Annotated in this window: 19 protein-coding genes and 1 pseudogene; 7 read left to right on the top strand and 13 right to left on the bottom strand. The window is 51.7% G+C overall.

Annotated elements, in window-relative coordinates:
* A partial coding sequence (locus GOX73_RS21120) for a LuxR C-terminal-related transcriptional regulator (protein ID WP_171127170.1) occupies positions 1 to 98 on the top strand: 98 nt, incomplete at its 5' end.
* Positions 99 to 669: 571 nt separating this feature from the next.
* Positions 670 to 1,230: pseudogene (locus GOX73_RS20350) on the top strand (transposase); the annotation flags it as partial.
* Between the two features lie 357 nt (positions 1,231 to 1,587).
* Here GOX73_RS20350 and GOX73_RS20345 read toward each other — a convergent pair.
* Together GOX73_RS20345 and GOX73_RS20340 are read right to left on the bottom strand one after the other, a co-directional pair.
* Positions 1,588 to 2,091, bottom strand: coding sequence for a DNA-binding transcriptional regulator (locus GOX73_RS20345; RefSeq protein ID WP_171127169.1), 504 nt, complete (start codon positions 2,089 to 2,091; stop codon positions 1,588 to 1,590).
* A 377-nt stretch (positions 2,092 to 2,468) separates the two neighbouring features.
* Positions 2,469 to 2,873 (bottom strand): hypothetical protein, encoded by a 405-nt coding sequence (locus tag GOX73_RS20340; RefSeq protein ID WP_171127168.1) that lies wholly within the window; start codon positions 2,871 to 2,873, stop codon positions 2,469 to 2,471.
* On the opposite strand from GOX73_RS20340, the gene GOX73_RS20335 reads away from it, so the two are divergent.
* The gene (locus tag GOX73_RS20335) at positions 2,872 to 3,246 is read left to right on the top strand and encodes a hypothetical protein (RefSeq protein WP_171127167.1); all 375 of its coding nucleotides are present in this window, start codon (positions 2,872 to 2,874) and stop codon (positions 3,244 to 3,246) included. The two genes, GOX73_RS20340 and GOX73_RS20335, sit on opposite strands and share 2 nt — an antisense overlap.
* A 395-nt stretch (positions 3,247 to 3,641) precedes the next feature.
* On the opposite strand, the gene GOX73_RS20330 is transcribed toward GOX73_RS20335, so the two are convergent.
* Together GOX73_RS20330 and GOX73_RS20325 are read right to left on the bottom strand one after the other, a co-directional pair.
* Complete coding sequence (locus tag GOX73_RS20330; RefSeq protein ID WP_171135087.1) at positions 3,642 to 4,661, bottom strand: GTP-binding protein; 1,020 nt, start codon at positions 4,659 to 4,661, stop codon at positions 3,642 to 3,644.
* Positions 4,662 to 4,704: 43 nt separating this feature from the next.
* Positions 4,705 to 6,363 (bottom strand): amidohydrolase, encoded by a 1,659-nt coding sequence (locus GOX73_RS20325; protein ID WP_170621447.1) that lies wholly within the window; start codon positions 6,361 to 6,363, stop codon positions 4,705 to 4,707.
* A gap of 236 nt (positions 6,364 to 6,599) precedes the next feature.
* On the opposite strand from GOX73_RS20325, the gene GOX73_RS20320 reads away from it, so the two are divergent.
* A complete protein-coding gene (locus GOX73_RS20320; protein WP_170621449.1) occupies positions 6,600 to 6,932 on the top strand; it encodes an antibiotic biosynthesis monooxygenase in 333 nt (110 codons plus the stop codon).
* Between the two features lie 386 nt (positions 6,933 to 7,318).
* On the opposite strand, the gene GOX73_RS20315 is transcribed toward GOX73_RS20320, so the two are convergent.
* The 9 genes from GOX73_RS20315 to GOX73_RS20275 all read right to left on the bottom strand — a co-directional run bounded on the left by GOX73_RS20315 (position 7,319) and on the right by GOX73_RS20275 (position 19,092).
* Positions 7,319 to 8,830, bottom strand: a complete 1,512-nt coding sequence (locus GOX73_RS20315; protein ID WP_170621451.1) for a Na+/H+ antiporter NhaC family protein — start codon at positions 8,828 to 8,830, stop codon at positions 7,319 to 7,321.
* A 113-nt stretch (positions 8,831 to 8,943) separates the two neighbouring features.
* Positions 8,944 to 11,031 (bottom strand): mechanosensitive ion channel family protein, encoded by a 2,088-nt coding sequence (locus GOX73_RS20310; protein ID WP_171127164.1) that lies wholly within the window; start codon positions 11,029 to 11,031, stop codon positions 8,944 to 8,946.
* Positions 11,028 to 12,293 (bottom strand): threonine/serine exporter family protein, encoded by a 1,266-nt coding sequence (locus GOX73_RS20305; protein ID WP_171135086.1) that lies wholly within the window; start codon positions 12,291 to 12,293, stop codon positions 11,028 to 11,030. Before GOX73_RS20305 ends, GOX73_RS20310 begins: the two co-directional genes overlap by 4 nt.
* Positions 12,294 to 12,346: 53 nt before the next feature.
* Complete coding sequence (locus GOX73_RS20300; protein ID WP_171127162.1) at positions 12,347 to 12,799, bottom strand: VOC family protein; 453 nt, start codon at positions 12,797 to 12,799, stop codon at positions 12,347 to 12,349.
* Positions 12,800 to 12,870: 71 nt separating this feature from the next.
* A complete protein-coding gene (locus tag GOX73_RS20295; protein WP_171135085.1) occupies positions 12,871 to 14,229 on the bottom strand; it encodes a serine hydrolase in 1,359 nt (452 codons plus the stop codon).
* A 39-nt stretch (positions 14,230 to 14,268) separates the two neighbouring features.
* Entirely contained in the window at positions 14,269 to 14,535 is a 267-nt protein-coding gene (locus tag GOX73_RS20290) for a hypothetical protein (protein WP_170782341.1), read from the bottom strand.
* 64 nt (positions 14,536 to 14,599) lie between these two features.
* A complete protein-coding gene (locus GOX73_RS20285; protein WP_170621463.1) occupies positions 14,600 to 15,604 on the bottom strand; it encodes a linear amide C-N hydrolase in 1,005 nt (334 codons plus the stop codon).
* 66 nt (positions 15,605 to 15,670) lie between these two features.
* Positions 15,671 to 16,966, bottom strand: coding sequence for a serine hydrolase (locus tag GOX73_RS20280; protein WP_170621465.1), 1,296 nt, complete (start codon positions 16,964 to 16,966; stop codon positions 15,671 to 15,673).
* Between the two features lie 440 nt (positions 16,967 to 17,406).
* Positions 17,407 to 19,092 carry a hypothetical protein gene (locus GOX73_RS20275; protein WP_171135084.1) on the bottom strand — a complete coding sequence of 562 codons (1,686 nt, stop codon included), beginning with the start codon at positions 19,090 to 19,092 and terminating at the stop codon, positions 17,407 to 17,409.
* A 326-nt stretch (positions 19,093 to 19,418) separates the two neighbouring features.
* Between GOX73_RS20275 and GOX73_RS20270 the strand changes: the two genes are divergently transcribed.
* From GOX73_RS20270 to GOX73_RS20260, 3 genes are read left to right on the top strand one after another with little or no spacing between them, the layout of a single operon-like run.
* Positions 19,419 to 21,596, top strand: a complete 2,178-nt coding sequence (locus GOX73_RS20270) for an FUSC family protein (protein ID WP_171127159.1) — start codon at positions 19,419 to 19,421, stop codon at positions 21,594 to 21,596.
* Between the two features lie 13 nt (positions 21,597 to 21,609).
* Positions 21,610 to 21,822 (top strand): DUF1656 domain-containing protein, encoded by a 213-nt coding sequence (locus GOX73_RS21115; RefSeq protein ID WP_171127158.1) that lies wholly within the window; start codon positions 21,610 to 21,612, stop codon positions 21,820 to 21,822.
* Positions 21,823 to 21,826: 4 nt separating this feature from the next.
* A complete protein-coding gene (locus tag GOX73_RS20260) occupies positions 21,827 to 22,966 on the top strand; it encodes an HlyD family secretion protein (RefSeq protein WP_171127157.1) in 1,140 nt (379 codons plus the stop codon).
* The last annotated feature ends 69 nt before the right edge of the window (positions 22,967 to 23,035 follow it).

The following is a 23,035-nucleotide window of genomic DNA, read 5'->3' as shown; positions in this document are numbered from 1 at the left end:
GTGAAAAAACCGTTCGAAACCACACAAGTAAAATCTACGCAAAACTTGAACTGCAGAACAGGCAGCATGCAATTCGCACGTATGGGCATCTGTTCTGATTAGAGATCGGCACTGTAAACTTTTTAATCTGATCCAACGTGGCAATGGCAGTTTTGTCCCGCACACCGGACGCTCGGCACGGCTGAACCGCCTTGTGATTTCTAGAGGTCGTCAGATGACTGCTTTGAGCCCAAAGCAGAACATTTGTGACGGAAATACTTGAGTCGTCGATCTATGCTAAGATTGTGAAGACATCCGTAACCTTGTCGTCAAGATTTTAGATAACACATCTTTTCTCAAACGGAGTTAGTGATGGTTTGCAATCCTGTTCCTAAGAAAGTTACGCATATTCCAGATTTCTTTGCGCTTGCAACATGTCCATTTTGTCGCGATCAGCAGGTTGTTTCTCAGCGGGATTTAAAGAGCAAGGGACGCCCAATTGATGGAACGGCTGAGTGGGTATGTCCGCTCTGCAAGGGGATACCGAATAGAAAACCAAGTGGCTGAACAGACACACCGGTTGCAGAGTTGACTTTCAAGGTGTCGCCCAGCGAAACAGTTATCGCGTCCATTCCAAACGATAAATGGTATGATCTTCTGGCAACCCTTTGAGGGTCACTGATTTATCGGCAGACCGACTTTACCTATCTGAAGGTGATTGGCTGGGGCTGGTTCTACCTGTCGACCATCCTCGATGATTACAGCCGCTATATCATCGCTTGGAAGCTTTGCACGACGATGAAGTCGGGCGATGTGACCGACACGCTAGACCTGGCGCTGCAAGCCTCAGGTTGTGATCAGGCGACGGTTCTGCATAAGCCACGGCTGCTCAGCGACAATGGGTCCAGCTACATCTCCAGCGAGTTGGCCGATTGGCTGGAGGACCGGCAGATGGATCATATTCGAGGTGCTCCGTATCACCCGCAAACTCAGGGGAAGATCGAGCGATGGCACCAGACCTTGAAGAACCGCATCCTGCTGGAAAACTACTATCTGCCCGGCGATCTCAGGCAACAGATCGATGCCTTTGTCAATCATTACAACCATCGACGCTATCACGAGAGCCTACAAAACCTCACCCCGGCCGATGTCTACTTCGGACGCGGGCAGACCATTCTAAATCAACGAGAAAGGATCAAACGAAAGACCATCGAAACGCGACGCTTGCTTCACCGCAAATCCGCCGCATAATCACATGAACCAGATGAGCCAGACCCTCTCTTAGCTCACGCCGCCATCTGTCCCAAAACCCCTGACGACGGACAGGTGAGCCGCCAGCCTGTCGAATAAAACATAACTAAAAAGGTTCCAATACCCGTAACAATTGCGGGGTTTCGGTAGCTTGGGCCCCTGCCCCGACGGTGATCTTAATTGGATCGCCCAGTCGTTCGAGGGCAAAGAATTATTTTTTGAGGCTGACACCCTCAAATTTCCCCGATTGCATTTGAACAATCAAGGCAGATTTGTTTCGTCACGTTCCAGCGACGGTGACCATGATTACCACGAGGATCACTCGAAGGCTGGCTGGGATGAAGATGAATATTGTGATCACTCCTTCAATGAGATCTTCTCCATAGTCTTCGGATCTTTCTCGATCATCGAGAGATACTTGGCAGTGGGTCCCGATGGCGTGCGGCTACCATCCTCGTACTTCTGAAAAGTCTTCACCTCAAAGCCGTACGCAACACAGAATTGCTCCTGAGTATAGCCGAGGCGCTTTCTCAGCCGTGGGAGATTCACACCCTTGTCCGGCGTTGTAGAGATTGCCTTGATGCCAGCCTGCTTCAGCTCGGCTAGCAGTTCCTTCAAATCGGAGATTTTAGGGAGCAGGATCAGAGCAGTTGTGCCTGTTGCACCAACCTGCTCCACAGCGCGTTTAGCCTTGAGCAGTGAGATTCCACACTTCGCAAGCGCGCGAGAGGCCTGAATGATGTCAGGGTTTTTTGATGCGCTAATCAGGGCGATTGAGCCTTTTGATCCGGATTTGTTTCGGACGACGTCCTTGACTGGCCCCAGTTGTGCGGCGAGCGCCTTCAATGATGAGTTCGTCATAGTTCACAGTCTCCAATACACAACGGCCAATTGTTCTTAGCCGCGCTACACCCAATCGGTTCGCCTCTAAGCCTTGGATGTGAAAACCACGAAGGATTATGATTTTCTCACGGAGCTCGGCCTCAGCGATCACCGTAATGAGTCCCTCGGGAACCCAGATCGAAGCAATAACCACATCACCTTCACTGTCGTCCCACTCGAACTCAAATCGAATGCTAGTCATTTATATACCCCTCTGGGGGATAACTTCAAGGTATCTCTTTTTTGAGAATGCGCTTCCACAGTACCTGTAGTGCCCGTCATCCAGCCGCCAAGTGCCCTAGCCCACCTTCTTCGAGACGGTTCCGTCATCCTCGACTTTCACAAAGGCAACAGTTTTATTGAAGCCGCCCTTGGGCAAGAATTTTACTTTCAAAACAAACCCTCAAATCAATCTCGGTTTTCTCAACTATCCAATCACCGCCTTCACTCCGCAAGGAAATCCATAAGTTCATAACTCTTTTGCCCGACAGAGACGGAAATATCTTCGCCTTGTTCGATAAAATCAAAGAGAGCAATCGGGATGCAAGGATGAACGTCTGATCGAAGCCGTCGTAAGTGCGGCCTACGCGCATCGGGACAACTTCGAAAACGCTGTTGCAGATCGACTGCGTGGTCAGCTTTTGCCTGATATTTGTTCTGGGTTTGGCCTGAATCCCACAATGAAAGCTTCTCACGTGGAATTCACTGGTTTGAATGAAGTCTACAATATAAGTCGCAGGAAAATGGAGCAGTACAAACATGCGCACAACACATAATATCAATGGCGTTACCCCCTTCGCCAATTCCAATCCTGGCAGCGGTCGAGCGCTTGCGGCGACAATCAGTGCTGGTGTTTGGCCAGAACATGATCCTGACATCGACACTCAACTGAACGGCCAAATCGAAGAGAAGGCCTACGAACGACTAGAGGCTCGAGAGATAGAGGCATTTGCCGATTTCAACAGTGCCGGTGATCGCACATATTACCAGCTCGAGAACGGAGAAGTCGGGGTTCACTGGGTCGCCGCCCAATTCGTTGAAGCTGGCACGGTCGAAGACCTCGCTGAGCAGGTCGTTAGTGAATTCCGTCGGAGGGCTGAAGAAAATAAAGAGGTTTCCGGCCTGACAATGTGAAAAGACATCCAAGTTTTCACCGAAACCCCGTCACACCCGGCGGGGTTTTTGTTTTTGGCTCCAATCATTAATTGGCTTGAGGGAGCTTTGACTGATACCGCCCTGCCCTTCTCAGATCGCACAAGTCAATTTTCCGTTGGCAAGACACATATGCATACATATGAAAAAGTATTTCTCATTTAGTTAGCCGCATAGTCACCGAAGTAACTACGCGTCCCAGCATCCTACCCCGCCACCTCAAGTTCCATTATTGGACGCAACACGTTGGCCCCGTTCAACCGCTAGCGCGCTTTCTTTTGGGTTCATTACTTAATTAGACGAGATCATCCCCACACGACTTAACCACAGGACACTCCGTCCGGGAATTAAGGGCACAGTGACATCTGTAGAAGCGCTTATCTTGTTTTTTGCGCCTTGCAAGAAAGAACACCCCCGCGCAGTGCGTCGCCATAGACTTGTCCTTTCGGCCCTATGAAGACCAGACGCGTGTGTGGACCTGTCTCTGTCCAACAGTCGCCCTCTCGCATGCTCCATCTGGAACCGACTTTTTGGAAGATCAAACGCTGATCCGGCTTTTGGGCAATGAAAACAAACCCCTTTGCCCTGAGTATCGTATCTGGCAGATCAGAGAAGAACTGCTGCAAAGCTTTTTCGTCGAGCGCGTCGTTGGTTTCCACACTGACGGTTTCAAAACCGTGTCCGGCTGCGGGCGCAGAGGATTCATAATCGGAGACGTCCTGTTCTGTGTCTATACCAAGCGCCACATCTGTCGGTATCCGGCCTTCAATAGCCTCAAGTATTGGCGTATCCGCATACAGAGCCCCGATGCGCGACTTTGCTCGAGCGCGGCTTTCATCGGAAAGCAAATCAAGTTTGCTCAGCAAAATCATGTCCGCTGACACGAGTTGGGCGTTGAACAATTCGCGTGTCGCAGGGTCGCTCGCACGTGCCTCAAGTGTTTCCGCGTCGACGACTGTGATGATACCGTCAAGCCGGATCGCTTCATTTGCAAGCGCGATCTGAGCAATCGAGCCGGGTTCGGAAACGCCGCTACATTCCAGAACGATGGCGTCTGGGCGATCTCTACGCTGAGCAATGTCGACGAGTGATTTGGACAGGTCGCTCGCAACAGCACAACAGGCGCATCCATTGGTCAAAGTAATCGTGTCGTCGGTTTGTTCGGCAATAAGTTCCGCATCGATGTTGATCTTGCCGAAGTCGTTCACCAAAACAACGATTTTGCGGCCTTGCGGGTCCGCCAGTAACCGATTGAGTAGAGTGGTTTTCCCCGCGCCGAGAAATCCTCCGATGATTGTTAAAGGCAGCGACCTTGCAGGGGCCGCCAATTCGCGAGGCATCGACATGGCGGCAAAGATCAAGCCAGCAATTGTTTGCCTCTGGTCAAGCGCTCGCATGAATTGATCATGCCGCGACGCGGTGTTTTGAGCATGCGGGCGCTCAGTCATTCGGCGCCTCAATAACGCGTCCACCCAAGACTGTGCCCCAAATACCAATGTCTTTGATTTTCTCTGGTTCGACTTCCATCGGGTCTTCATCCAAGACGCAAAAATCCGCGAACTTGCCAACTTCAAGGCTTCCAATTTCGTTTTCGAGATTGAGAATGTAGGCGGCATCAATAGTAACAGCGCGCAATGCCCGCTCCACACTGATCCGCTCGCCAGGTGCGACGACTGTCTTTTCGTCTTCGGCCAGACGAGTGACGGCTGCATACACGGCTGTCAAAGGATGCATTGGCACGACGACCTGCGGGTAATCGGAGTGCAGCGCAAAAATCACGCCCTCTTTTTCCAAACTTCCAAGGCGGGCTTCGGTCTGCGCGCGGTCTGGGCCATAGGCATTTTCAGAATGCAGGAGAGCGCGGAAATGCGAGAAGTAATTGTTCACACTGGCGTTACCGCCAAGGGCCTTAAGGCGGCGCGCCTGCATCGGGTTGCTCATGGCATAGTGCTCGATGGTAAACCGATGATCGAACCGAGGATGTTCTGCCTGTAATCGAGCAAGCAAGTCCAAAGTAAAGTCTACCGCCTGATCGCCATTGGCATGGCAGTGGATCTGGTGGCCACCTTTCCAAAACGGCACCATGCCTTCATAAGTGGCGTCGCCCGGGAAACCATTTCCACCGTCCAGGTAGCCGGGAAAGTTCAACAGCGCTCCCATGAGTGGGAACGACCCGTCGCTCAGGAATTTAACACCGCCAATAAACAGGTTGTCCTTTTCGTGCTTGGCGAGCTCCCAAACAACGTCCGATGCCTTGTCCCCATGCGCCCCCACAAAGGACATGGCATGCGGTTTCAGACAGAACCGGATAGGCAGGTTCGGGTCTTCTGTTGCAGTTACGTGGTCATTCAGTTCGGCGTCAATGTTCATCACGCCGAACATAAGGTCGGCGACTGTCGTAATGCCTGCCTTTAGGGCAATTTGACCAAAAAACTTCAAGCCGTCCACGCCACCCAATTGGGCGATAATTGGCATGATCGGGGCGATGCCAATCGAAACACCTTCCACCTCCGTGAAAACGCCGTTCAAGCGCCCGTCCGGATACTGCAAAATGTGGGTCGGGTTTGCACCATCCGCCACGTTGGCCATTTCGATGGCAGCTGAGTTCAGATAGGCGAAATGCGGTGCAAAACCCAAAATGTAAATGGGCCGCGTGGCCGTGATCTTGTCGAGCGTGTCACGATCAATCGACCCGCCTTGGTTCGCGGGGTCAAAGCCCCATGCGATGATGGGTTCACCTTCCTTTTTCGTCTCGTGGAGTTCGCCAAGATATTCGATCACATCGTCAAAGTGCGGATGCGCAGGGTTCATGCCCTCGCGTCCCGGCCAAGGCAGCGGCCCGATGTAGTCGACCGCCATGAAGCCTGCGGACATCCAGCAATGCGAATGCGGCTCGATCAAGCCTGGCAAGACGATTTTGTCTTTCAGAGTTTCATCGACCGTCACGTCGTAGCGCGACAGCCAAGGCTGCATCTGATCTATCGTTCCGAGCGAAAGGATACGGCCGTTCAAAACCGCGACGGCATCAGCCTCAGGTCGGCCCGGGTCCATCGTGCGAAATTTCTTAGCGATGAAAACCGTGACTTTTTCCTTGGTCATCCCAAACTCCTAAAATATCTCCATAACAAGGTTAATGCTCGGGATCGGGCAATCAAAGTAAATTGTGGAGAGTCGGACAATGCACACAACCGCAATCCTCGCCTAAAACGAAAAATAAGCATTTTGAGTTACGTGAGTGGGAGGATCCGTGTCAGCATCGTGTATGAGACTGGACACAGATTCTTATGAGCCACTTCGGGCTTATCCCTTGTGATTATGGAAACAAGGATTCTAAAATGTCGTTTTGGACACTTCTCATGATAAAAGTGCCTGCGAAGAAGGCAAAGCAAACCGCAGAAGCATTCATTCACCGCAACATTATCGAGGAATGCGCCGATGCCATTCCAGGCTTTCGCCACGGCGAGTTGATGGTGTCGCATGAAGGCGATGGGCAGCTTTGCGTTATGTGCAACTGGACGGATAAAGCCGCCTACGAGCAATGGGTCGCAAGCCCCATTCGTGACAAGCAGAATGTGGACGCCCTCGGCTTCCTAACAGAAAAAGGTTACGAAGCGACTGACATGCATACACTCATGTTCGACAGTCTGCACGCCGTAGCACAAAAATAGCCGCAAAGCCGCTTTTGCTTCTTGGCTTTTCCCTGCGTCTGAGAGCAGGCGCAGGACTCCGTTTTCAGTGCGTCACTTGTAAGACTGCGCCGCTGGGCAGTCATTCCGGCTCTTTCGATGGGTTGAACCGATGCAAAATTTCGCCACTAGCCGGCACCCCGTCACACCCGGCGGGGTTTTTTGTTTTTAGCTCCAATCATTTATTGGCTTGAAAGAGCTTTCACTGATATTGCCCTGCCCTTCTCATATCGCTTAAGTCCATTTTTCATTGGTTTCACACATGTGCATTTGTATGAAAAGTTTTTGAATCAAGCAGTTAGCCGCATAGCCGCCAAAGTCTCAACGCGTTCCAGAAAGCGACCCCAAGCCGGAAAATTTGCGGCCCTCTAAGTTGAGGTTCGCCGCTGCGGTAGCTCGCTGGGTTCGGAACCATAGGACTCTTCCGCGGTCACGGAATCTGGGATTTCATCCCGCTTGAACTTTGTAATTCCAATGCCAATCAAAACGACGGGTGTGATCCAGAGCAGGACGGCGTAAGGCGCTATCGACAGAACGCCTATGCCGATTGTGCCCGCCACAAAGGCGCCATGAACATTCCACGGAATCAATGGTGAAAAAATGGACCCTGATCCCGCTATTGCTGCTGAGGCAACATATGGTTCCAGACGAGCCTTGATATATTGTTCTCTATAGGTCGCTGAATTAAGTATTATCGACATGTAAGGATCTGCCGTAGCCGCGTTCAAGCCAATTCCAGTTACTGCTGTAGCGACAATCAGACGTGCGCCGCCAGTGGCCCATGCCAGCAGCGGAGCAAGCAAGCGCCTAAGCATCCCAGTAAACTCGACCAGCGCTCCAAATGCAGCCGCAACGAGTATCAACCAAATAGTCGGCAACATGGACACAACACCACCGCCTACAAATGTGGAGTCAAGTGTTTCACTCCCGCTGTTTAGTGAAAATCCGCTGCCTAATACTTCAAGTGAAAGTTTAACCCAACCTCCCAACGCTCCAAGGCCCTCGTCGATCATTAGCGCGTCAATCAGATCCTGCTGTGTAAATGCAGCGAGTACTGCCGCAGTTATTGCTCCTGCCATTAGCGACAAGAACGCGGTCGTCCGCGCCGACAGCACGAGAACCAAGATGAGTGGCAAGAATGAGATGAAAGACACGGTAAAATGCTCGTCAATAGCCTGGAGTATTTGAACACTGTCATAGTTGTCAGACATACCGTGTCGCCAACCAAGAAAAAGGAACAGCACTGCGCTCGCAATCCAGCCAGGCGCAAGGACAGTACGTAGCGCGCGTGCGTGGTCCATAGCTTCGGCACCCACCACCGATGCCGTGAGAATGAAGGTATCCGAAATTCGACCTAGGCTGTCCCCCGTAAACGCTCCACAAACGGCAGCCGCTGCTGTGACCAGTGGAGAAACTTGCATAGCTGGTGCGAGAGCTACAAACGGCAAACCCACAGCGGCTATCGTGGTGAATGAACTTCCAATTGCATACGAAAGACCGGATGCGACCACAAAGACGATTATGTACAGAAAGCGCGGCGAACCGTATTGAGCTCCGAAATAAATCACTGAAGCAATCGTCCCAGACATAAAAAGTGCTCCAATTAGAGCACCCACCGCAATCAGCACAAAAATTGTTCCCAGAGCTGAATTGATACTATCGGACATGACCGCCGCGAGGTCTTCGGCGGAATTGCCAGTCGTGATGGCGATCACAAGTGCAAGTGTGAGACCAAGCGTCATGGCAATCTGTAATGGACCATCTTCGGCTTTTTCACCGAACAGTAAAACTGATGCGAATATCAGTGCCACCATTCCGCCGACGGTTACGAGCGAGGCGATCAAAGAACTGGTGGTGCGAGATTCCACGTCATCGCTCATAACATCAATCTCCTGAGCCGATTATTTGAAGGTTCAATTGGTTTCCGGTTGTTTGTAGCTAAGTTCCTGAGACCAAACGGGAGTTTGAAAGTAGGACTTCCCACGGCTTTCGTTCATGAGGGTTTGTCATCTCGCGTTTGAGGGAGCGGGCTATTTTCTTCATCGTTAGGTGCACTATCCTCGCCGTTACTTGTCTCTTCAGCTTCAGGCTCTTCAACGGACAACGGTTCCTCAACACTGCTTTTCTCATCGTCCGGGCCATCAAATTCCGGAGATCCTCTTGGGGGATAACGTAACGTGCCCTCAAGCCTGTCGCGTTCGGCAGTTGAAAAATCCGGGAATGGAAGATCACGTCCGCGGCGCCACTGTTCAACCTGTTCAACAGCATGCTTCGACTTTGCCGCATCAAGCCCTCCGTCCTGAGACATGTAAACAGTTTGGCTGGGAAACGCGAAGCCAGTACCCGAAGCTTCGACAATTTCCTTCGTTCTGAACAAGACATCTTCCTGAATTGCATAAAAAGCGTTCCACTCACGGGTTTGAGCGTAAACACGGATTTCAACATTCAGAGAAGAGTCTCCATAACCAATAAACCTCACTCGCGCTGTATCAGAAGTGATACGCGGGTGTGCGTACATCATTGAACGAATTTCGGCGAGAACGTACCTCAACTGGTCGGTATCCGTTTCAAGTCGCAAGCCAAGCGTTGTCCGGATCATCATTTCATCACAACGGGCCCAGTTAACGAGCTCCATATTCACAAACTTGGAATTCGGAATGGCTATCGTTGTTCGGTCCAAGCCACGAACGTGGGTTGATCGTACTCCAATGCTTTCAATTGTTCCTTCCTTGTCGAGGAACGAGCAATAATCACCAACCTTCACGGCCTTTTCCATATAGATCACAAAGCCGCTGATCAGGTTCTCAAGGGTCGGGCGGATCGCGAGCGCGACTGCAAGGCCGCCAACGCCAAGTCCTGCGATAATGCTTAAGAGCGGGAATCCGAGGGTTTGCGCACCATAGGCGAGAATCCATGTGGCTCCAACAAGAGCGATAATATGGTTGAGCAACCGCATCATACTTTCATCATACTGACGCACGATGGACGTCTTTTTCTCGGCTACCCTGTCGCTCAGGAGTGACATAAACCGCCAGAAGGTTAAGGCCGCAGCTGCATAGATCGTGATTGTAGCAAAGAAGGTCTCCGTTAGAGCGAAAGAACCTGTCAAAAAGAGTTGGTTGTTAAAGAAATTGTTTAGCGCGAGTAAGATCAAAAGCACAGCGCTGGCAAAAACGAACTTCCGTGTCGACTCTGGCATTTGTCCCGAAGCAACGCGACGGTTAAGCAGAAATCTAAGACCGTAAAGAAGTGCCAGAGAGATCATTAAGAAGAAGGCAGTGAAACAAATCTTCCAAATTGGGGTTCCCCAAAAGATCTTTCGGGAAGCGGCGGGAAGGGCGTTCTCGACAAACAAAGGGATAAACGGACCACTGAGTTGAAGAAAACGAGTGCTCCACAACTCCGCGACGCGATGCGGTGACTGCATTGCAATTTCACGCAGGTAGCGTGGAGCGATTTGCGACGAACTCGCCGAGAAAAGAAACTCACCCTCCCGGTTTCCCGCGTTAACCCTTTGGATTATTAGTGGGGTATTGGGCACCAAAAAAGTAGTTCGATCCTCCAAGTACACCGTTTCATCGTCGGGTAGAGCTTCCGCTTCTTCCGTTCCAACTTCACCAATGATGTCGATGAGAGCCAGTGCAGTTCTAATGCTCGCATCGCGTCTCTCCGCAACGTTTTCTTCCGTTAGATCAAGAAGTGAAATGAGCGCATCACCGATTAGAACCAGTTGCTCCCACTGTTGAGCTGATTTCCCAACCTGGTATTCCAAGTAGATGCCAATGAGAGCTTCGCGCAGGTTCTCCAATGACTGCAACGTGTCTCGTGGCGAATGCGTCAAAACCGGCGGCAGGCTTTCGAATGGCTCAATATCTTCCGTGATTGCCTGCGCAATCACTTGCTGACCGATAAACATCCAGCAAAGAAATGCGGCGATGACCTTTGTCCAGCGGCATAAACCAAGAACACTCAGCACTGACGTGCCAACAGAACAGCTTTTCGAAGCACTCTTCGCGCGAAAATCTACTTGCTTTCGGGTGACGCGTAGCTCGTGATCTTGGATTGGTGGAACGATGATCATGCGCTCATTTTTTCCTCGAACCCCTTGATCCAATGCTTCCCGGAGATCATGCGTCCAATCAGCATCCCTAGGCCAATCGCGAGGAGGTTGCCGAACAGCGGCATGAGGTCTGCAACACCTGTCATCTCACCATGAGAAATCCACGTTTCGATTTCACGAACACCGTGAGATCCGGGTGACAACGCAAAAACGACCGGCACCATGAGCACAAAAGTCGGAATAGCGCGTGTTTTTTGCGAAATCCACAAGCTTACGTACATACACACCGCTGCTGAAACCAACGTCCCAAAGATACCATTTGTGCCTATCGCTACGGCCTGCGCTGTTGCCGTGGAGAGCAGCAAGACGCCCAGTGCAGTCAGGAAATGGTCTTTGTCCATCTGAAACGCCCACATGATACCAAGAAGGAATGGAATTCGAGCAAAATAGATGGCCCACCACGGAAACTCCTCGCCGTCAGGCGCAACAGGGAGAAGAGCTGAGACCGGTGTCGAAGTAACAACCGCAGCGAAGTATGCACCAGAAGCCAACAGCACCAGTATGAAGACACTGTAGAAAAATCGATCTACCGCAGGCGACCACCTACCCTGCGCCAGCTCGTAAGCCTGCATACTGATGGAGTCTCCTGGGATGAAGACAAAAGTGGATGCGATCAGCAAAAGTCCCGGTGCAGCTAAGGCATAACCCGTTTGCCAACCGACCATAGCAATCAGGCCACTCGCAAATGCTGCAATTAAGGGACCAAGCCTCGCCAAAGCCGGGTTCTTGTCCACGGCCAGAAACACGGCACCCGTTGCCATGCCCGTCAAAATGCCGAAAAAGATACCTTCCCACGTACCGACGACTTCAACAGCAAAAGCCGCAGACACCGAGACGACACCAAGCCAAACGAGCAATGGCGAATAAGGAGGTTTACTCGACTTCAGATCAGAAAGATTTTTGCAGGCTTCTTCCGGAGTCAGCTTGCCTTCAAAGACATCTGCGAGGTGGTTCTTTAGTTTTTGAGTGTTCGTGAGCGCCGGGAACCCAGGCATATCTACCTTCACGAGAACGGTCTGACCTTTGTACTCCAATATTGCAGACTCTGCACCATAGACGACCGTGACATCCTTTACACCAAAAGAGGCCGCAGCCTTTTCTACGACTTCCTCATGGCCTACGACGCCTTCCCAACTCCACGATAGAAGGAGCTGCATTAGATCGACCAAGTATTCCCTGATTTGTGCGTCGGGTTCCGCCGGGTCTGGTGTTTTGTTAGTCACTCGTTTTCCCTCTCATACGCTGGTCAAAGAAATCGTGTTGCACGCTTGGCCAACTATTCCATCTCCAGGAATTCGACTGTGATGCCGTCTGAGTTACGGACCCAAGCAACGGCATTAACCGGGCTGGAAAAATGATCGCTGTCCACCTCAATGAAGTCACCCAGAAGCGCAAAGCCGTGCCCGGTGGCTTTGGCAACCGCAGCCTTGGCATCATCAACGTAAACTCCGATGTGGACGGACCCCGTATCTACTGGCGTTGAGGAAATGACCGTGCGATTGGGCGGCGACTGGTAACAAAGCAACTCGATACGACTTCCGTTACCGGTCAGAAAAGCCTGCTCTGCCGTCGCATCTGCCACACCGATAAGGCGTCCGATCACCCCCGGCACCTGCTGCCGGAGCTCTACTTGGTAACCGAGACATTCCTCGAAAAACTGAATAGTCTTTCCAATATCGGTGACCGTAAAGCATGTATGATTCAGACTAACACAGTCGCTTTGTTCCACGAGCCTCTATCTCCGGTCCTAGAATAGTGCGATGTGGGCCGCGCGAAAGCATACGAGCGGCCCATCGATATTCAACCGCCTGCCAACTGCTTTGCCGCTGCGCGCATATAGCCGGGGTTGAGGTCCGGCGCGAGATTGACAGGCGACGTCGAGAAGAACACGCCCACGACATCGCGAGCCGGATCGGTGTAAATGCCCTGATACAAGTTACCGTGCTTGAAAAGCGCTCCGTCTTCCCACACTGCATCCCACTGGTGCGAGTTGAAGATTGGCATATCATTACCAAAGCACATCTTTACCCACGAATGGTCGGTAAAATCACCCGCCAGGTAGGCCTCTTTGCTGCTGGCGGTCTGCATCTTGCGCAGCACATCCGGCGACACTACGGGCTCTGCCGAAACCTTGCGCCAGCTTGGCGTAAATATCAGCGCATAGCGCGCTAGGTCTTCAAGCGTGGAATTCAATAAACCATAGCCAATGGCCAAACCGGCAGGAGAAATATTGATCGCCAATGGCGACCGCGCGCCGATTTTCGACCAGATACGCTCGCCAAGATAGGCGGTGTAGGTTTGTCCGGTCACGCTTTCCACTGCTGCGCACAATACTTTGGTGATAACGGAGCTATAGCGCGCAACTTTGCCCGGCGACTCGCCTGCTATGGGGGCTACGTCGCGCAGCACCTCATATTCATCTTCCTTTACCCCATCCGCATTCGGGATCCCAAAATCAGCCGCCAGCATCCGTTGAAACACAGAATGGGGGTCCATCGTGGCCTTGGCATCCTCGGAGATATCGAGACCTGACGCCATGTTCATCGCATCGATGAGCGCGACCTTGTCCCACTCGGACCCTTTTAGCATAGCCGCAAAATCAGTAACTGGCTTGGATGTGTCGACCTTGCCGTCAAGCTCTAGCATCGTAAGCAGAGTGCCCACGGCCGACTTAGCGACTGAAGCCCAGATGTGCATCTGTTCAGGATGCATGCCCGGAAAGGCTTCGTAGACGACCTCGCCTTTGTGCAGGATCATCACGCCTTGAAGCCTCGTGTCAAAATCCGCGATGTGGTCATCCAAGGTTGCACTTTCACTGCCGTCACCCAGCATGTAGGTTAAGTCCCCCAGCGATGGGTTTGGTCGACGAGCTAGTTCACTGACCGGACCTTTGGAATAGGTAAAGGCAGCCGGCACGAATTCGGTCATGTTTGTGGTGTAATACAGCGCGTGGTCGCCACCCAACTGCATGTGCGTGTTGCTAAAGTTTTTTCGGGCTGCGGCGACGAACTCGAGGTCGAACCCATCGTGTACGGCACCTACTGGCAGCGTTACTTTAGCGCCTGGTACGCTCATTGGATCGTCTGGTGCATGAACAATACGATGGCCTAAGGGCAGAAAAATACCAGAAATCTCTGACAGGGGCGTTCGTGCTTTCATTTCAGTTTTTCCTTTTCAAAGTGCTTTAGTTTTGTTCAGTCAAAAAGCCCCGACGTCGCGATGGGCCTCAGGTATTGCATGATCGAATCGTCCGCCGCGTTCACCGAAAAATGCACGATAACCAAATCGCGAGACGACGACGCATAGATTGCCTGCCGTTGGAAGCCAGCCTTGAACATGTCGCCGTCCGGCCAGAGTGATTGTGCCGAAATTCTTGGGTTCAGTCGCGATTTTACCGATTTCCGGGTTGATGGGCTTCGGCAGGGCAGCTGGTGGCAACGGGTTCGGGGCGGGACCACTGGTCATAATTGCTTACTCCTATTGAAAAATCAGATCGGAGGAGGCAGAATCTTCTCACCTTTTTGGCTATTCACAATTCGGCTGGGTTGAGCACTGATCCTCCGCGCAACCACGCCAGTTCTTTTGATGGATTGAAACAGTCCGAAACCTCTCCCGTTGCTCGAATGTCCTTCTTAAGATCGAACATTACGACCGGCGCTCCGTCGCTCAGGTTGAGCTTGTGCAAATCTATCCAAGCGACTGTCGGATTCTGAGTGAACTCGAAATAATACCTTCCATTGGTCAGATCACTGATCGTGCGCCAGCGGGTGGGAGAGACGTTGGGCCGGGTTGGATCACTAATACCCCAAGGCGTTGACATGTTCCGAATGACGGCCAGTACATTTGCGACAGCCTCATGGTAGTCAGCCGGCTCCTCAGGCAGCGCACTGAGATAATAGGCGCCGCGCACAAAACGTTCGTCGGCCTGCGAGCCGCCCGGAAGCGGTTGATCCCCGCCAAGACCAACATACTTCTTCATGTTTTCAAGCTGTTGTTCGTAAGGTGGCGAGTTCGTCATGATTGTGACATCACGGCCTTTGTGAACGCTGAACTTTCCGTCCAACACCTCGATTACCGCCGAGTTGCCGGTCTTGTCGGCAATTGAGTAGTGGAAGGGTGACTGCACCTTGTCATCAAAATGCATCATGTAGATCGGCACGATCTGAATGCTGTCTAGCGCAGCGAGCACTTCGTCCACCGTCGCGAAGTTGTCGAGCATCCATTGCGCAAAAATCGAAACTGACAGACCGCCCTTTGAGGTATCGCGAGGGCCAAAGTCCGACTCCGCGAGATACAACAGGTTGGCGTTCAATCCCGCTTCGTTCATGCCATCAGTAATTGCCGCGCCGTAGCAGGCCCCGACGATACTTCCGTACTTCGATGTCCAGGTCTCAGGATTGTCGTCTACCGCGCCGTCACGCTTCATCCCTTTGGGAAACGCGTAAACTTTGGTTTGCAAGCTCTCGAACCAATCCTCATTCCGGCCTACCAGCATTGGTTGGCCATCCTTGTTGAAAAAAATGCGCGAACACATGGTCTTCACCCTTTCTCATACTCTACTGATGATCTTGGCCTGACTGTCGCTTCAAAACTTTGAAGGTTACCTAGGCAGCGGATTACCGTTGATTGCCCGAACGATAGCACGCGCCATGCCTTCTTCCTGGTTTTCCCCATCACTGGTGCTGAAGAATGCCACGACGGTGTCGGTCTCGGGTGAGATGTAAATCCCCTGCCCGCCCACTCCGGCCTTGAACAGGTCGCCGTCTGAAAAGACAGCATCCCACTGGTAACGGTTAGAGATCGCGCCGGCATCATCCCAGAAGGTGATGCTGTTCTTCTTGCCGATCCAGCCCTTGTCGTACATGTCGAGATACGTCCGGTCATAGATCTTGGCCATGACCGCGTCAGGGATCAGTTGCTCACCAGCCAGCTTTGTACAGCTTGGCGAAAAGGCCATGCCGAACCTGGCCAGATCGCGCAGCGTAGAGTTCATGCCAAAAAATCCGAGTGTATTTCCGGTCGGGCTGACCACGTAAAAAGCGTCATGCTCCATGCCAAGCTTAGACCACAACCGTTCTGAGAACTGCGCGTAGAGCGGTTTGTCAGCGATCCGCTCATTGATCCGGTTCATGACAAAGGTGTCGATAGAGTTGTATTCAAACTTCTGATGCGGTGGAGAATGCCGCTCCATATCGCGCAGGACATCAACCCATGTTTCATTGCGACCGCGCACATCGGGCAACATGCCAACCGCGCTCGTCGCCGCCCAGCGAAACCAGATCTGGTCAGGATCGGTGCGCGAGTTTGGCTCCGGCTCATCGTGCTCTGTGCCGTTGAGGCCCGTGGCCATGTCCATGGCTTCGACGACTCTCACGGTGTCCCATACCGATCCTTGCAATTCTGTCAGGTAGGAACTGACCGGCGCGTCCACATCGACATTCCCCTCATGTTCATGCATCGCCATCATGGTTGACCCGGTGACTTTGGTCACGGACATCCACAGATGCTTCTCATGCGGTTTCATCGTGCGATAGCGTTCGTAAACGATCTCACCACCTTTCACGACCATCATGGCGTCGATTGGTTTGGTGGCAAAATGTTCATCCACGCTGACCCAGTCACCATGCTTGTTCCGGTATTCGATATTCCCGATTGACGGGTCGACTGCGTAGGGCAGGTCGACCACGGGTCCACCGCGCATCACCTGCGCCGTTGGTCTGATTTTTGAGAAGTTCACATAAGAGTACTGCGTTTCCGGTGATGGAAACTGAACCTTGACCATGTTCTCAGGCGCGTTCAGGTAGGCGCTGATTTCAAGCACCCGGTCAAGCGGTACGTTTGTACTGATATCTTCGGGTTTCGCGAGGATAGGTCCATTGGTAGATGTATTCGCCATTTTTTTTCCCAACTGTAATGAAACTTCCGTTTGTCCAATATCACAATGAAATCAAACAAGATCATGAATCGAGATAGATGCAACTGTTTTCTGGTCAAACTTTTGGATTATTCGGTTGGGCCCCTATCTTGACCAAAGGTGCCTTACCAAAGACGTGGAAAGTAACCTTCCCCCGGTCTTTCGCGTGATGGGATACAGCCCGCCAGACCGGATCAAAGTCAGTGAATTCCTTGGTATCGAGGCGGAAGCCTAAAGTTACCCCTGAAGCTTGCGAGTCGCCGTTGAAAAAAGCTGCCCACAAGTAGGCACTTCGACAGATTTTTCTTTTTTCGCACCTTCACCAGTCGAGAGATGCACGTGCACCTCGCGACCTGTTTGATCAACAGCAAGACAATACACAATCGATTGAGGAACCGATCCAGTGGCGGCAAGAAGTCTTTTCAGGGCACTATGGCCAGAATGACGAGTCCGACGACGATAAATGTCAAGCTGGATACAGCGCCGGGTAAGCCAAAGGCAACAGCCGGTGCGGAACTCTTGGCATCCTTGCAGACCTCAGCGATTGCGACGCCTGTCATAACGCCAGTCGTGGCACCGGCGTTCTCAGCAACGTTCAACCTCATGATGAAGTGCCCGAAGAAGAAACAAGAAATCGTGCAAACCGTCGTCACAAATGCTCCGGCAATCAGAAGGTTTACCCCAAAAGCCTGCATGGTCGAAATCAACGAACCACCTGCGCCAATTGCGACAGCCGCGATAAAGAGTGACAACCCTAGGTCAGAGAGCGCCGTTGCCGCGGGTGCGGATACCGACCCCATGCTGGGGCTGCGGGTCCTCAACCAACCGAGAATAGCCCCGCCAAACATGGCACCCATTGCGGACCCCCCGAGGGGTGGGATTTCAATCCCGGCTACGGTCACTGTAATCGTACCCAAGGCTGCAAATACGGCGATGAAAAACGAAGTATTCATCAAATCAGTCGTCATCTGGTTTGTGACCTCGTAACCGACTTCGTCGGCAAATATCGACACACACCGTGCTGAACCAAACACAAACAGCACGTCCCCAGCGATCAGCTCAAAATCCTCGTCGTCTTTTGGCATTTCTGTACCAAGCCGCACTACGCGCTCCAGGCTGATGCCATACCCATGCTCGTTTAGCAGTTCCGAGAGTCTTCTGCCGACGTGTGCATTGTTAGTGAGAACGAGTTCTGCCGATGCCATATCCACGGCCAAAGCGTCAGTTTCCGCAACTTCCGGCCCCAGGGTCTCATTACCCCTCATGAGCAAATGGCTAGGCGCAAGGAAGGTCAGGATATCATCTTTCGCAAGGACCAGGTCATCAGTGACGTTCAAACGTTCTCCATTGCGAATTACCTGCTCAAGTGAAGGTAGAGCTCCTTCTTCTCGCCGCTTTTCAACGTTTTTGACAAGCTCGCCAGCTGTACTTCCGATGTACTTCGGTAATTCCAGCCTCCAGGCACGCACGGATGGCGCTATGCGCTTCTGGGGCACACTCCCGACTGCGTCAAGTTTCGCGGCTTCTTTAGCTATGTCTGCTCCCACAAGCGTTGGGCACAACTTAATAAGGATAATTAGTCCAAATGTGCCATACAGATAAGTGATGGCGTAGGCGCTGGCGAGGATGTTGCCCGCATCTGACGGCGCCAAACCCTCTGGAAGCTGGACCGATCCGGAAAACACGGCGCCTTGAGCGGCAGCTAGGACCGCAGATGTTGTGACCGCGCCGGCAGTCAGCCCACCGGCGACAATGTTGTTCAAGCCAAACACCAAAGCCATGAGATAAACCGAGACCCCAGCGACCACGGCAGTAAAAACGCACATTACCAAGTATTTGAAAGCCGACTTACTTGTTAAGACACGCACCAGGCCAGGTCCAACCATCGTTCCCAAAACAAAAAGGTAAATTGTAAACGTCAACCCTTTGATTATTTCCGGAACTTCGATTTGTGCCAATCCGATAACCAACCCGACAATCAGTATTCCTGTAGTTGGTCCAAGCCCGATACCGGCAATCTTCAGCTTGCCGACCAGATACCCCAATCCGATGACAACAAAGAGAAGAATGACAACATTTTCTCGAGCAAAAGAAATCAAAGCTTCCACGCGTCTCTCCCGATCAGGCTAGTTCTTCAACTGCAATATTGCGGCACACTAATCGATGTCCAAGGCCAAGTATTCTGTCTCAAACACCACCGTCTCTGGCTGCTTTAGGCAAGTTGTTCAACAAAATATGACTTGTCATCAAGCGTTTTCAACAGCTTCACAATGTCGGCAACCATTCTGTGACACAGGGCTGTCGCACGGGGCAAGGCTAGCCAAGGAGGAGAGTGAACGCGCCATTTCAGCCTGCTTAGGATTGCAATTGGAAAACTCATAAGATCAAGATACATCTCGATTAATGCATTATTGTGATCTCATCAAACAATGCCATGACCATGGACTCGTTGCGCCTTAAATCTGCTATCAAATTAGCGTTGGCTTTGGTGCTCGCGTATTGGATAGCCTTGTCGATGGATTGGGCCAAGCCTTACTGGGCCGGTCTCTCAATAGTTGCATGTTCGTTGACAACATTTGGCGAGTCCTTTCACAAAGGACTACTCCGGCTGGGTGGCACGTTCTTGGCAATTGTCGTTGCGATTGCTCTGCTGTCGCTGTTCCCGCAGGATCGTTGGCTATTTATCGCAGCACTCAGTTTATGGCTGGCATTCTGTTGTTTCAATATGTTCCGAACGTCTCGCTCATACTTCTGGATGACTGCCGGATTTGTGGTGCCCATATTGGTCATTGGAGGCGGCGAAAACCCGGTCAATGATTTTACTGTTGTGGTTCTTCGGGCTCAGCAAACAGTTCTTGGTATTGTGTGCTTCAGTGTCGTCTACTCACTGTTATGGCCCTACAGCAGTCGGGAACAGTTTGAAGAGGAAGTACGCAAAGCACTTGCTTTGGAACGACGTCTTCTCATGGCGACCTTGGACATCTTGACTGGAAATGAGCGCAAGGAAGACCTGCCAAAGCTTCGGATGCAGATCGCTCAATTGCACTCCACTGTCGAAAGGCTTTTGGATGCCGCAATTGTCGATAGTTATGACGTCTGGGATAGGCGCATTGTCTGGCGTCAATTCGTGGCAAATATGGCGTCACTGGACCGAGAGCTTCAGCGTTTATATTTGAACGCAAGAGATTTGGAAGACTCCCGTAACACAGCCCAAGTTCAATCGCTTTGTTCCGCGATACTGAGTACCGAGCAATATCTCATTGAAGCGGAGAGAACTCTATCCGGAACAGCGTCGCAAGTTGGGTATCACACCGAAAACCAGATTAACCAAGAAATGGTCAACAGCGGGTTAAGACACTTCCAACTTGCTGCCATGACTGCTACCCGTCACAATGTCCAACGGTCGCTAGAATACAGTCGGTCTTTGTCAGATTTGATGACCAACATCAAAGATGCAAGCTGGAAGGCAAACACCCGGCATTTGGCCTCATCCCAACAACCTAAACCCACATCCGAATTCCTTGATCGGGATATGTGGAGCGCGCTAATCCGTGTTCAGGTTATATTTCTTGCGACAGTGGCATGTGTCCTGTTTGTTCCAGGCTTTCCCAATCCGGCTCTTGTAATCTGCATAGGCGTTTCTCTCGCTCTGAACCTTGCTTTACATCCGCAGGCGTCTGTCTCCGTCGCGCTGCCTTTCGCAGCGATCCTACTGTTGATTGTTGGAACTGTGCACCTTGTTCTATTACCGCTATTGGCCACCTTCTGGCAGTTGGCTTTGTTAATCTTCGGCACCACAGTCCTGGTGGCTTACTTAACTTCCCGCCCGGAACAAATGATTGTTCGAAGTTTTTTCCTGAACTTGTTTCTGGTCGGCCTTCAGATCGATAATCAGCAGCAATACAGTTTCCTCTTCTTTGCAACCATGTTCATCGGTTTGTTCTGTGCAATTGCGATCATCGAATGCACGCGTTTTTTCCCGGTTTCTTTAAGGCCGGAAATCCGTGTGGAAGCTCTAATAAAGCGTTTCTTTTCTAGCGCGGATTATGTGGTCCGACACAGCCTTACCGACCAAAGAGAGCAACCAAACTGGTTTAATCGGATGCGCCTTTCGCTACATGTCAGCGAGATAGATAGCATTCCGACCAAACTTATTCCTTGGCTATCTGCATTGTCGGAACCAGCACTGGGCAATACCAAAAGGACGGATGCGCTTCAAATCGCGGCAAGTTTGGAAGCGCTGAGCAGCAAGTTAATTGAATTTGCCGCAACCCGAAGACTGTCACAGGCAGCTTCACTGAGAGAAGGCGGTGGCGAAGCAATGAAGCAGTGGCGCTTGGCCGTTGCGGATGTAATGTTGGATATTGAACGCGACCCAGGGGGGATTGACCCTGAATATCTGCAAAACAGGCTTCAAAGCGCTACTGTAGCCCTTGAGAAGACTGTAGAAGTCCTAATTAACAAAGAGCCTAATTCAAATTTGAATACCGCTGACTACGAAAGCATGTATCGTCTTCTTGGCGCATATCGCGGTCTTGCGGAGGGTGTTTTGGGCTACACCGGCCGAGCAGCTTTCATTGATTGGCCCGCACTACGAGAGTCCCGTTTCTGAAGTCGAGGAAAAAATGCTACCAGTTCCAAGCGAATTCGACTTTTTTGGCGTCTACCTCTCACCGCTTTTCGTATCTTCCCTACTGGCAGTTGTTCTAACTATGGTGACGGCGCGTGTTTTGAACCGTTTCCGAATGTCGCGTTTCATCTCTCATCCGGCGTTGGTTTTTGTTGCACTTGTAGCAATCTATACGTCCCTCATCGGAACCTTTCTTATCCCGGCCTAGTCAAATGAACCGAAACATCAAGTTGATCGTCACAGTTGCAATCGTACTCGTCGCTTTGGGCGCCGTGTTCTTGAAATATGCCAATTACGTATCCAACCCATGGACGCGAAATGGTCAGGTTCGAGCAAATGTTCTGGAAGTTGCACCGCGCGTTTCCGGGCCAATTGTCAACCTTCCGATACGAGACAACCAGTTTGTAAAGGCTGGGGATCTTCTCTTCGAAATCGATCCGCGCACTTTCGAAGCAGCACTGTCGCAAGCACAAGCGAGATTCGACAAAACCGTCGAAGATCTGGCTTCTTTGGATAAGCAAATTGAGGCCGCCCGTGCGAGTGTTCAGCAATATGAATCGTCGATCCAACAAGCCGAGTCTCAATTGTCATCCGCAAAAGCCCAGCAGACAGAGGCACAACGTCAATTTGACCGGGCCTCTGTTTTGGTAAGCGACGGTCGCATCCCCGAGTCACAGTTCGACGAATTACAAAGAGATTTGGACGTTGCTCAAGCAAACACCGCCAGAGCACAAGGCGGAGTGGTTCAAGCCAAAGCCGCGCTCGCCCAAGCGCAGGCTTCGCTGGAGGGCTCAATTGCAAGCCGCGGCGTAACTGGTGAGGAAAACTCAAGCCTCCGCGAGGCTAAAGCTGCTCTAGAAGCTGCGCGCCTCAACCTTGAATTCACTAAAGTACATGCCTCAGTTGACGGATATGTTGCAAATCTGACATTGCGTCTCGGCAGCCAGGCTGTCGCTAATCAACCGATCCTTGCACTCATTGATGCCCAAAGCTTTTGGGTCGACGCTTATTTCCGCGAAAACTATGTGGGCGATATATCCCCTGGTAACCGCGCCGCCATAACGCTCATGTCTAACCCCGATATCGTAATTCCTGGGGTGGTAGATAGCATCGGGCGAGGAATCGCAAAAAGTGATGGGAGTGTTGGGGTCAATCTCTTGCCAAACGTGAGTCCAACGTTTGAATGGATCCGACTGGCACAGCGAATTCCGGTAAGAGTAGAAATTGACCAACTCCCCGAGGGAGTCGAATTGCTTGTAGGCACAACGGCGTCGGTTCTCGTCATGATTGGCACCGATCCAACGGAAACAGATGAAGCCCTACCACCGCCGGCACCGACAATTCTACAATAGTCGGACTCCAAGATGGGTGTTGTCACGTTAACCGTCGTTCGGTTGCTCATGCTTGGATTTGGACATAGG

It is taken from the genome of Ruegeria sp. HKCCD7221, assembly GCF_013031225.1.
In the GTDB taxonomy this organism is placed as follows: Bacteria; Pseudomonadota; Alphaproteobacteria; order Rhodobacterales; family Rhodobacteraceae; genus Ruegeria.
Note: the sequence above shows the minus strand (reverse complement) of the source record. Positions and strands in the feature narration are given on the sequence as shown.

Excerpts from the sequence above, each read along its gene's own strand:
- GOX73_RS20345 (WP_171127169.1), bottom strand. The coding sequence starts at position 2,091 with ATGACGAACTCATCATTGAAGGCGCTCGCCGCACAACTGGGGCCAGTC.
- GOX73_RS20335 (WP_171127167.1), top strand. The coding sequence starts at position 2,872 with ATGCGCACAACACATAATATCAATGGCGTTACCCCCTTCGCCAATTCC.
- GOX73_RS20340 (WP_171127168.1), bottom strand. The coding sequence starts at position 2,873 with ATGTTTGTACTGCTCCATTTTCCTGCGACTTATATTGTAGACTTCATT.
- GOX73_RS20330 (WP_171135087.1), bottom strand. The coding sequence starts at position 4,661 with ATGCGAGCGCTTGACCAGAGGCAAACAATTGCTGGCTTGATCTTTGCC.
- GOX73_RS20325 (WP_170621447.1), bottom strand. The coding sequence starts at position 6,363 with ATGACCAAGGAAAAAGTCACGGTTTTCATCGCTAAGAAATTTCGCACG.
- GOX73_RS20320 (WP_170621449.1), top strand. The coding sequence starts at position 6,600 with ATGTCGTTTTGGACACTTCTCATGATAAAAGTGCCTGCGAAGAAGGCA.
- GOX73_RS20315 (WP_170621451.1), bottom strand. The coding sequence starts at position 8,830 with ATGAGCGATGACGTGGAATCTCGCACCACCAGTTCTTTGATCGCCTCG.
- GOX73_RS20310 (WP_171127164.1), bottom strand. The coding sequence starts at position 11,031 with ATGATCATCGTTCCACCAATCCAAGATCACGAGCTACGCGTCACCCGA.
- GOX73_RS20295 (WP_171135085.1), bottom strand. The coding sequence starts at position 14,229 with ATGAAAGCACGAACGCCCCTGTCAGAGATTTCTGGTATTTTTCTGCCC.
- GOX73_RS20290 (WP_170782341.1), bottom strand. The coding sequence starts at position 14,535 with ATGACCAGTGGTCCCGCCCCGAACCCGTTGCCACCAGCTGCCCTGCCG.
- GOX73_RS20285 (WP_170621463.1), bottom strand. The coding sequence starts at position 15,604 with ATGTGTTCGCGCATTTTTTTCAACAAGGATGGCCAACCAATGCTGGTA.
- GOX73_RS20280 (WP_170621465.1), bottom strand. The coding sequence starts at position 16,966 with ATGGCGAATACATCTACCAATGGACCTATCCTCGCGAAACCCGAAGAT.
- GOX73_RS20270 (WP_171127159.1), top strand. The coding sequence starts at position 19,419 with ATGACCATGGACTCGTTGCGCCTTAAATCTGCTATCAAATTAGCGTTG.
- GOX73_RS21115 (WP_171127158.1), top strand. The coding sequence starts at position 21,610 with ATGCTACCAGTTCCAAGCGAATTCGACTTTTTTGGCGTCTACCTCTCA.
- GOX73_RS20260 (WP_171127157.1), top strand. The coding sequence starts at position 21,827 with ATGAACCGAAACATCAAGTTGATCGTCACAGTTGCAATCGTACTCGTC.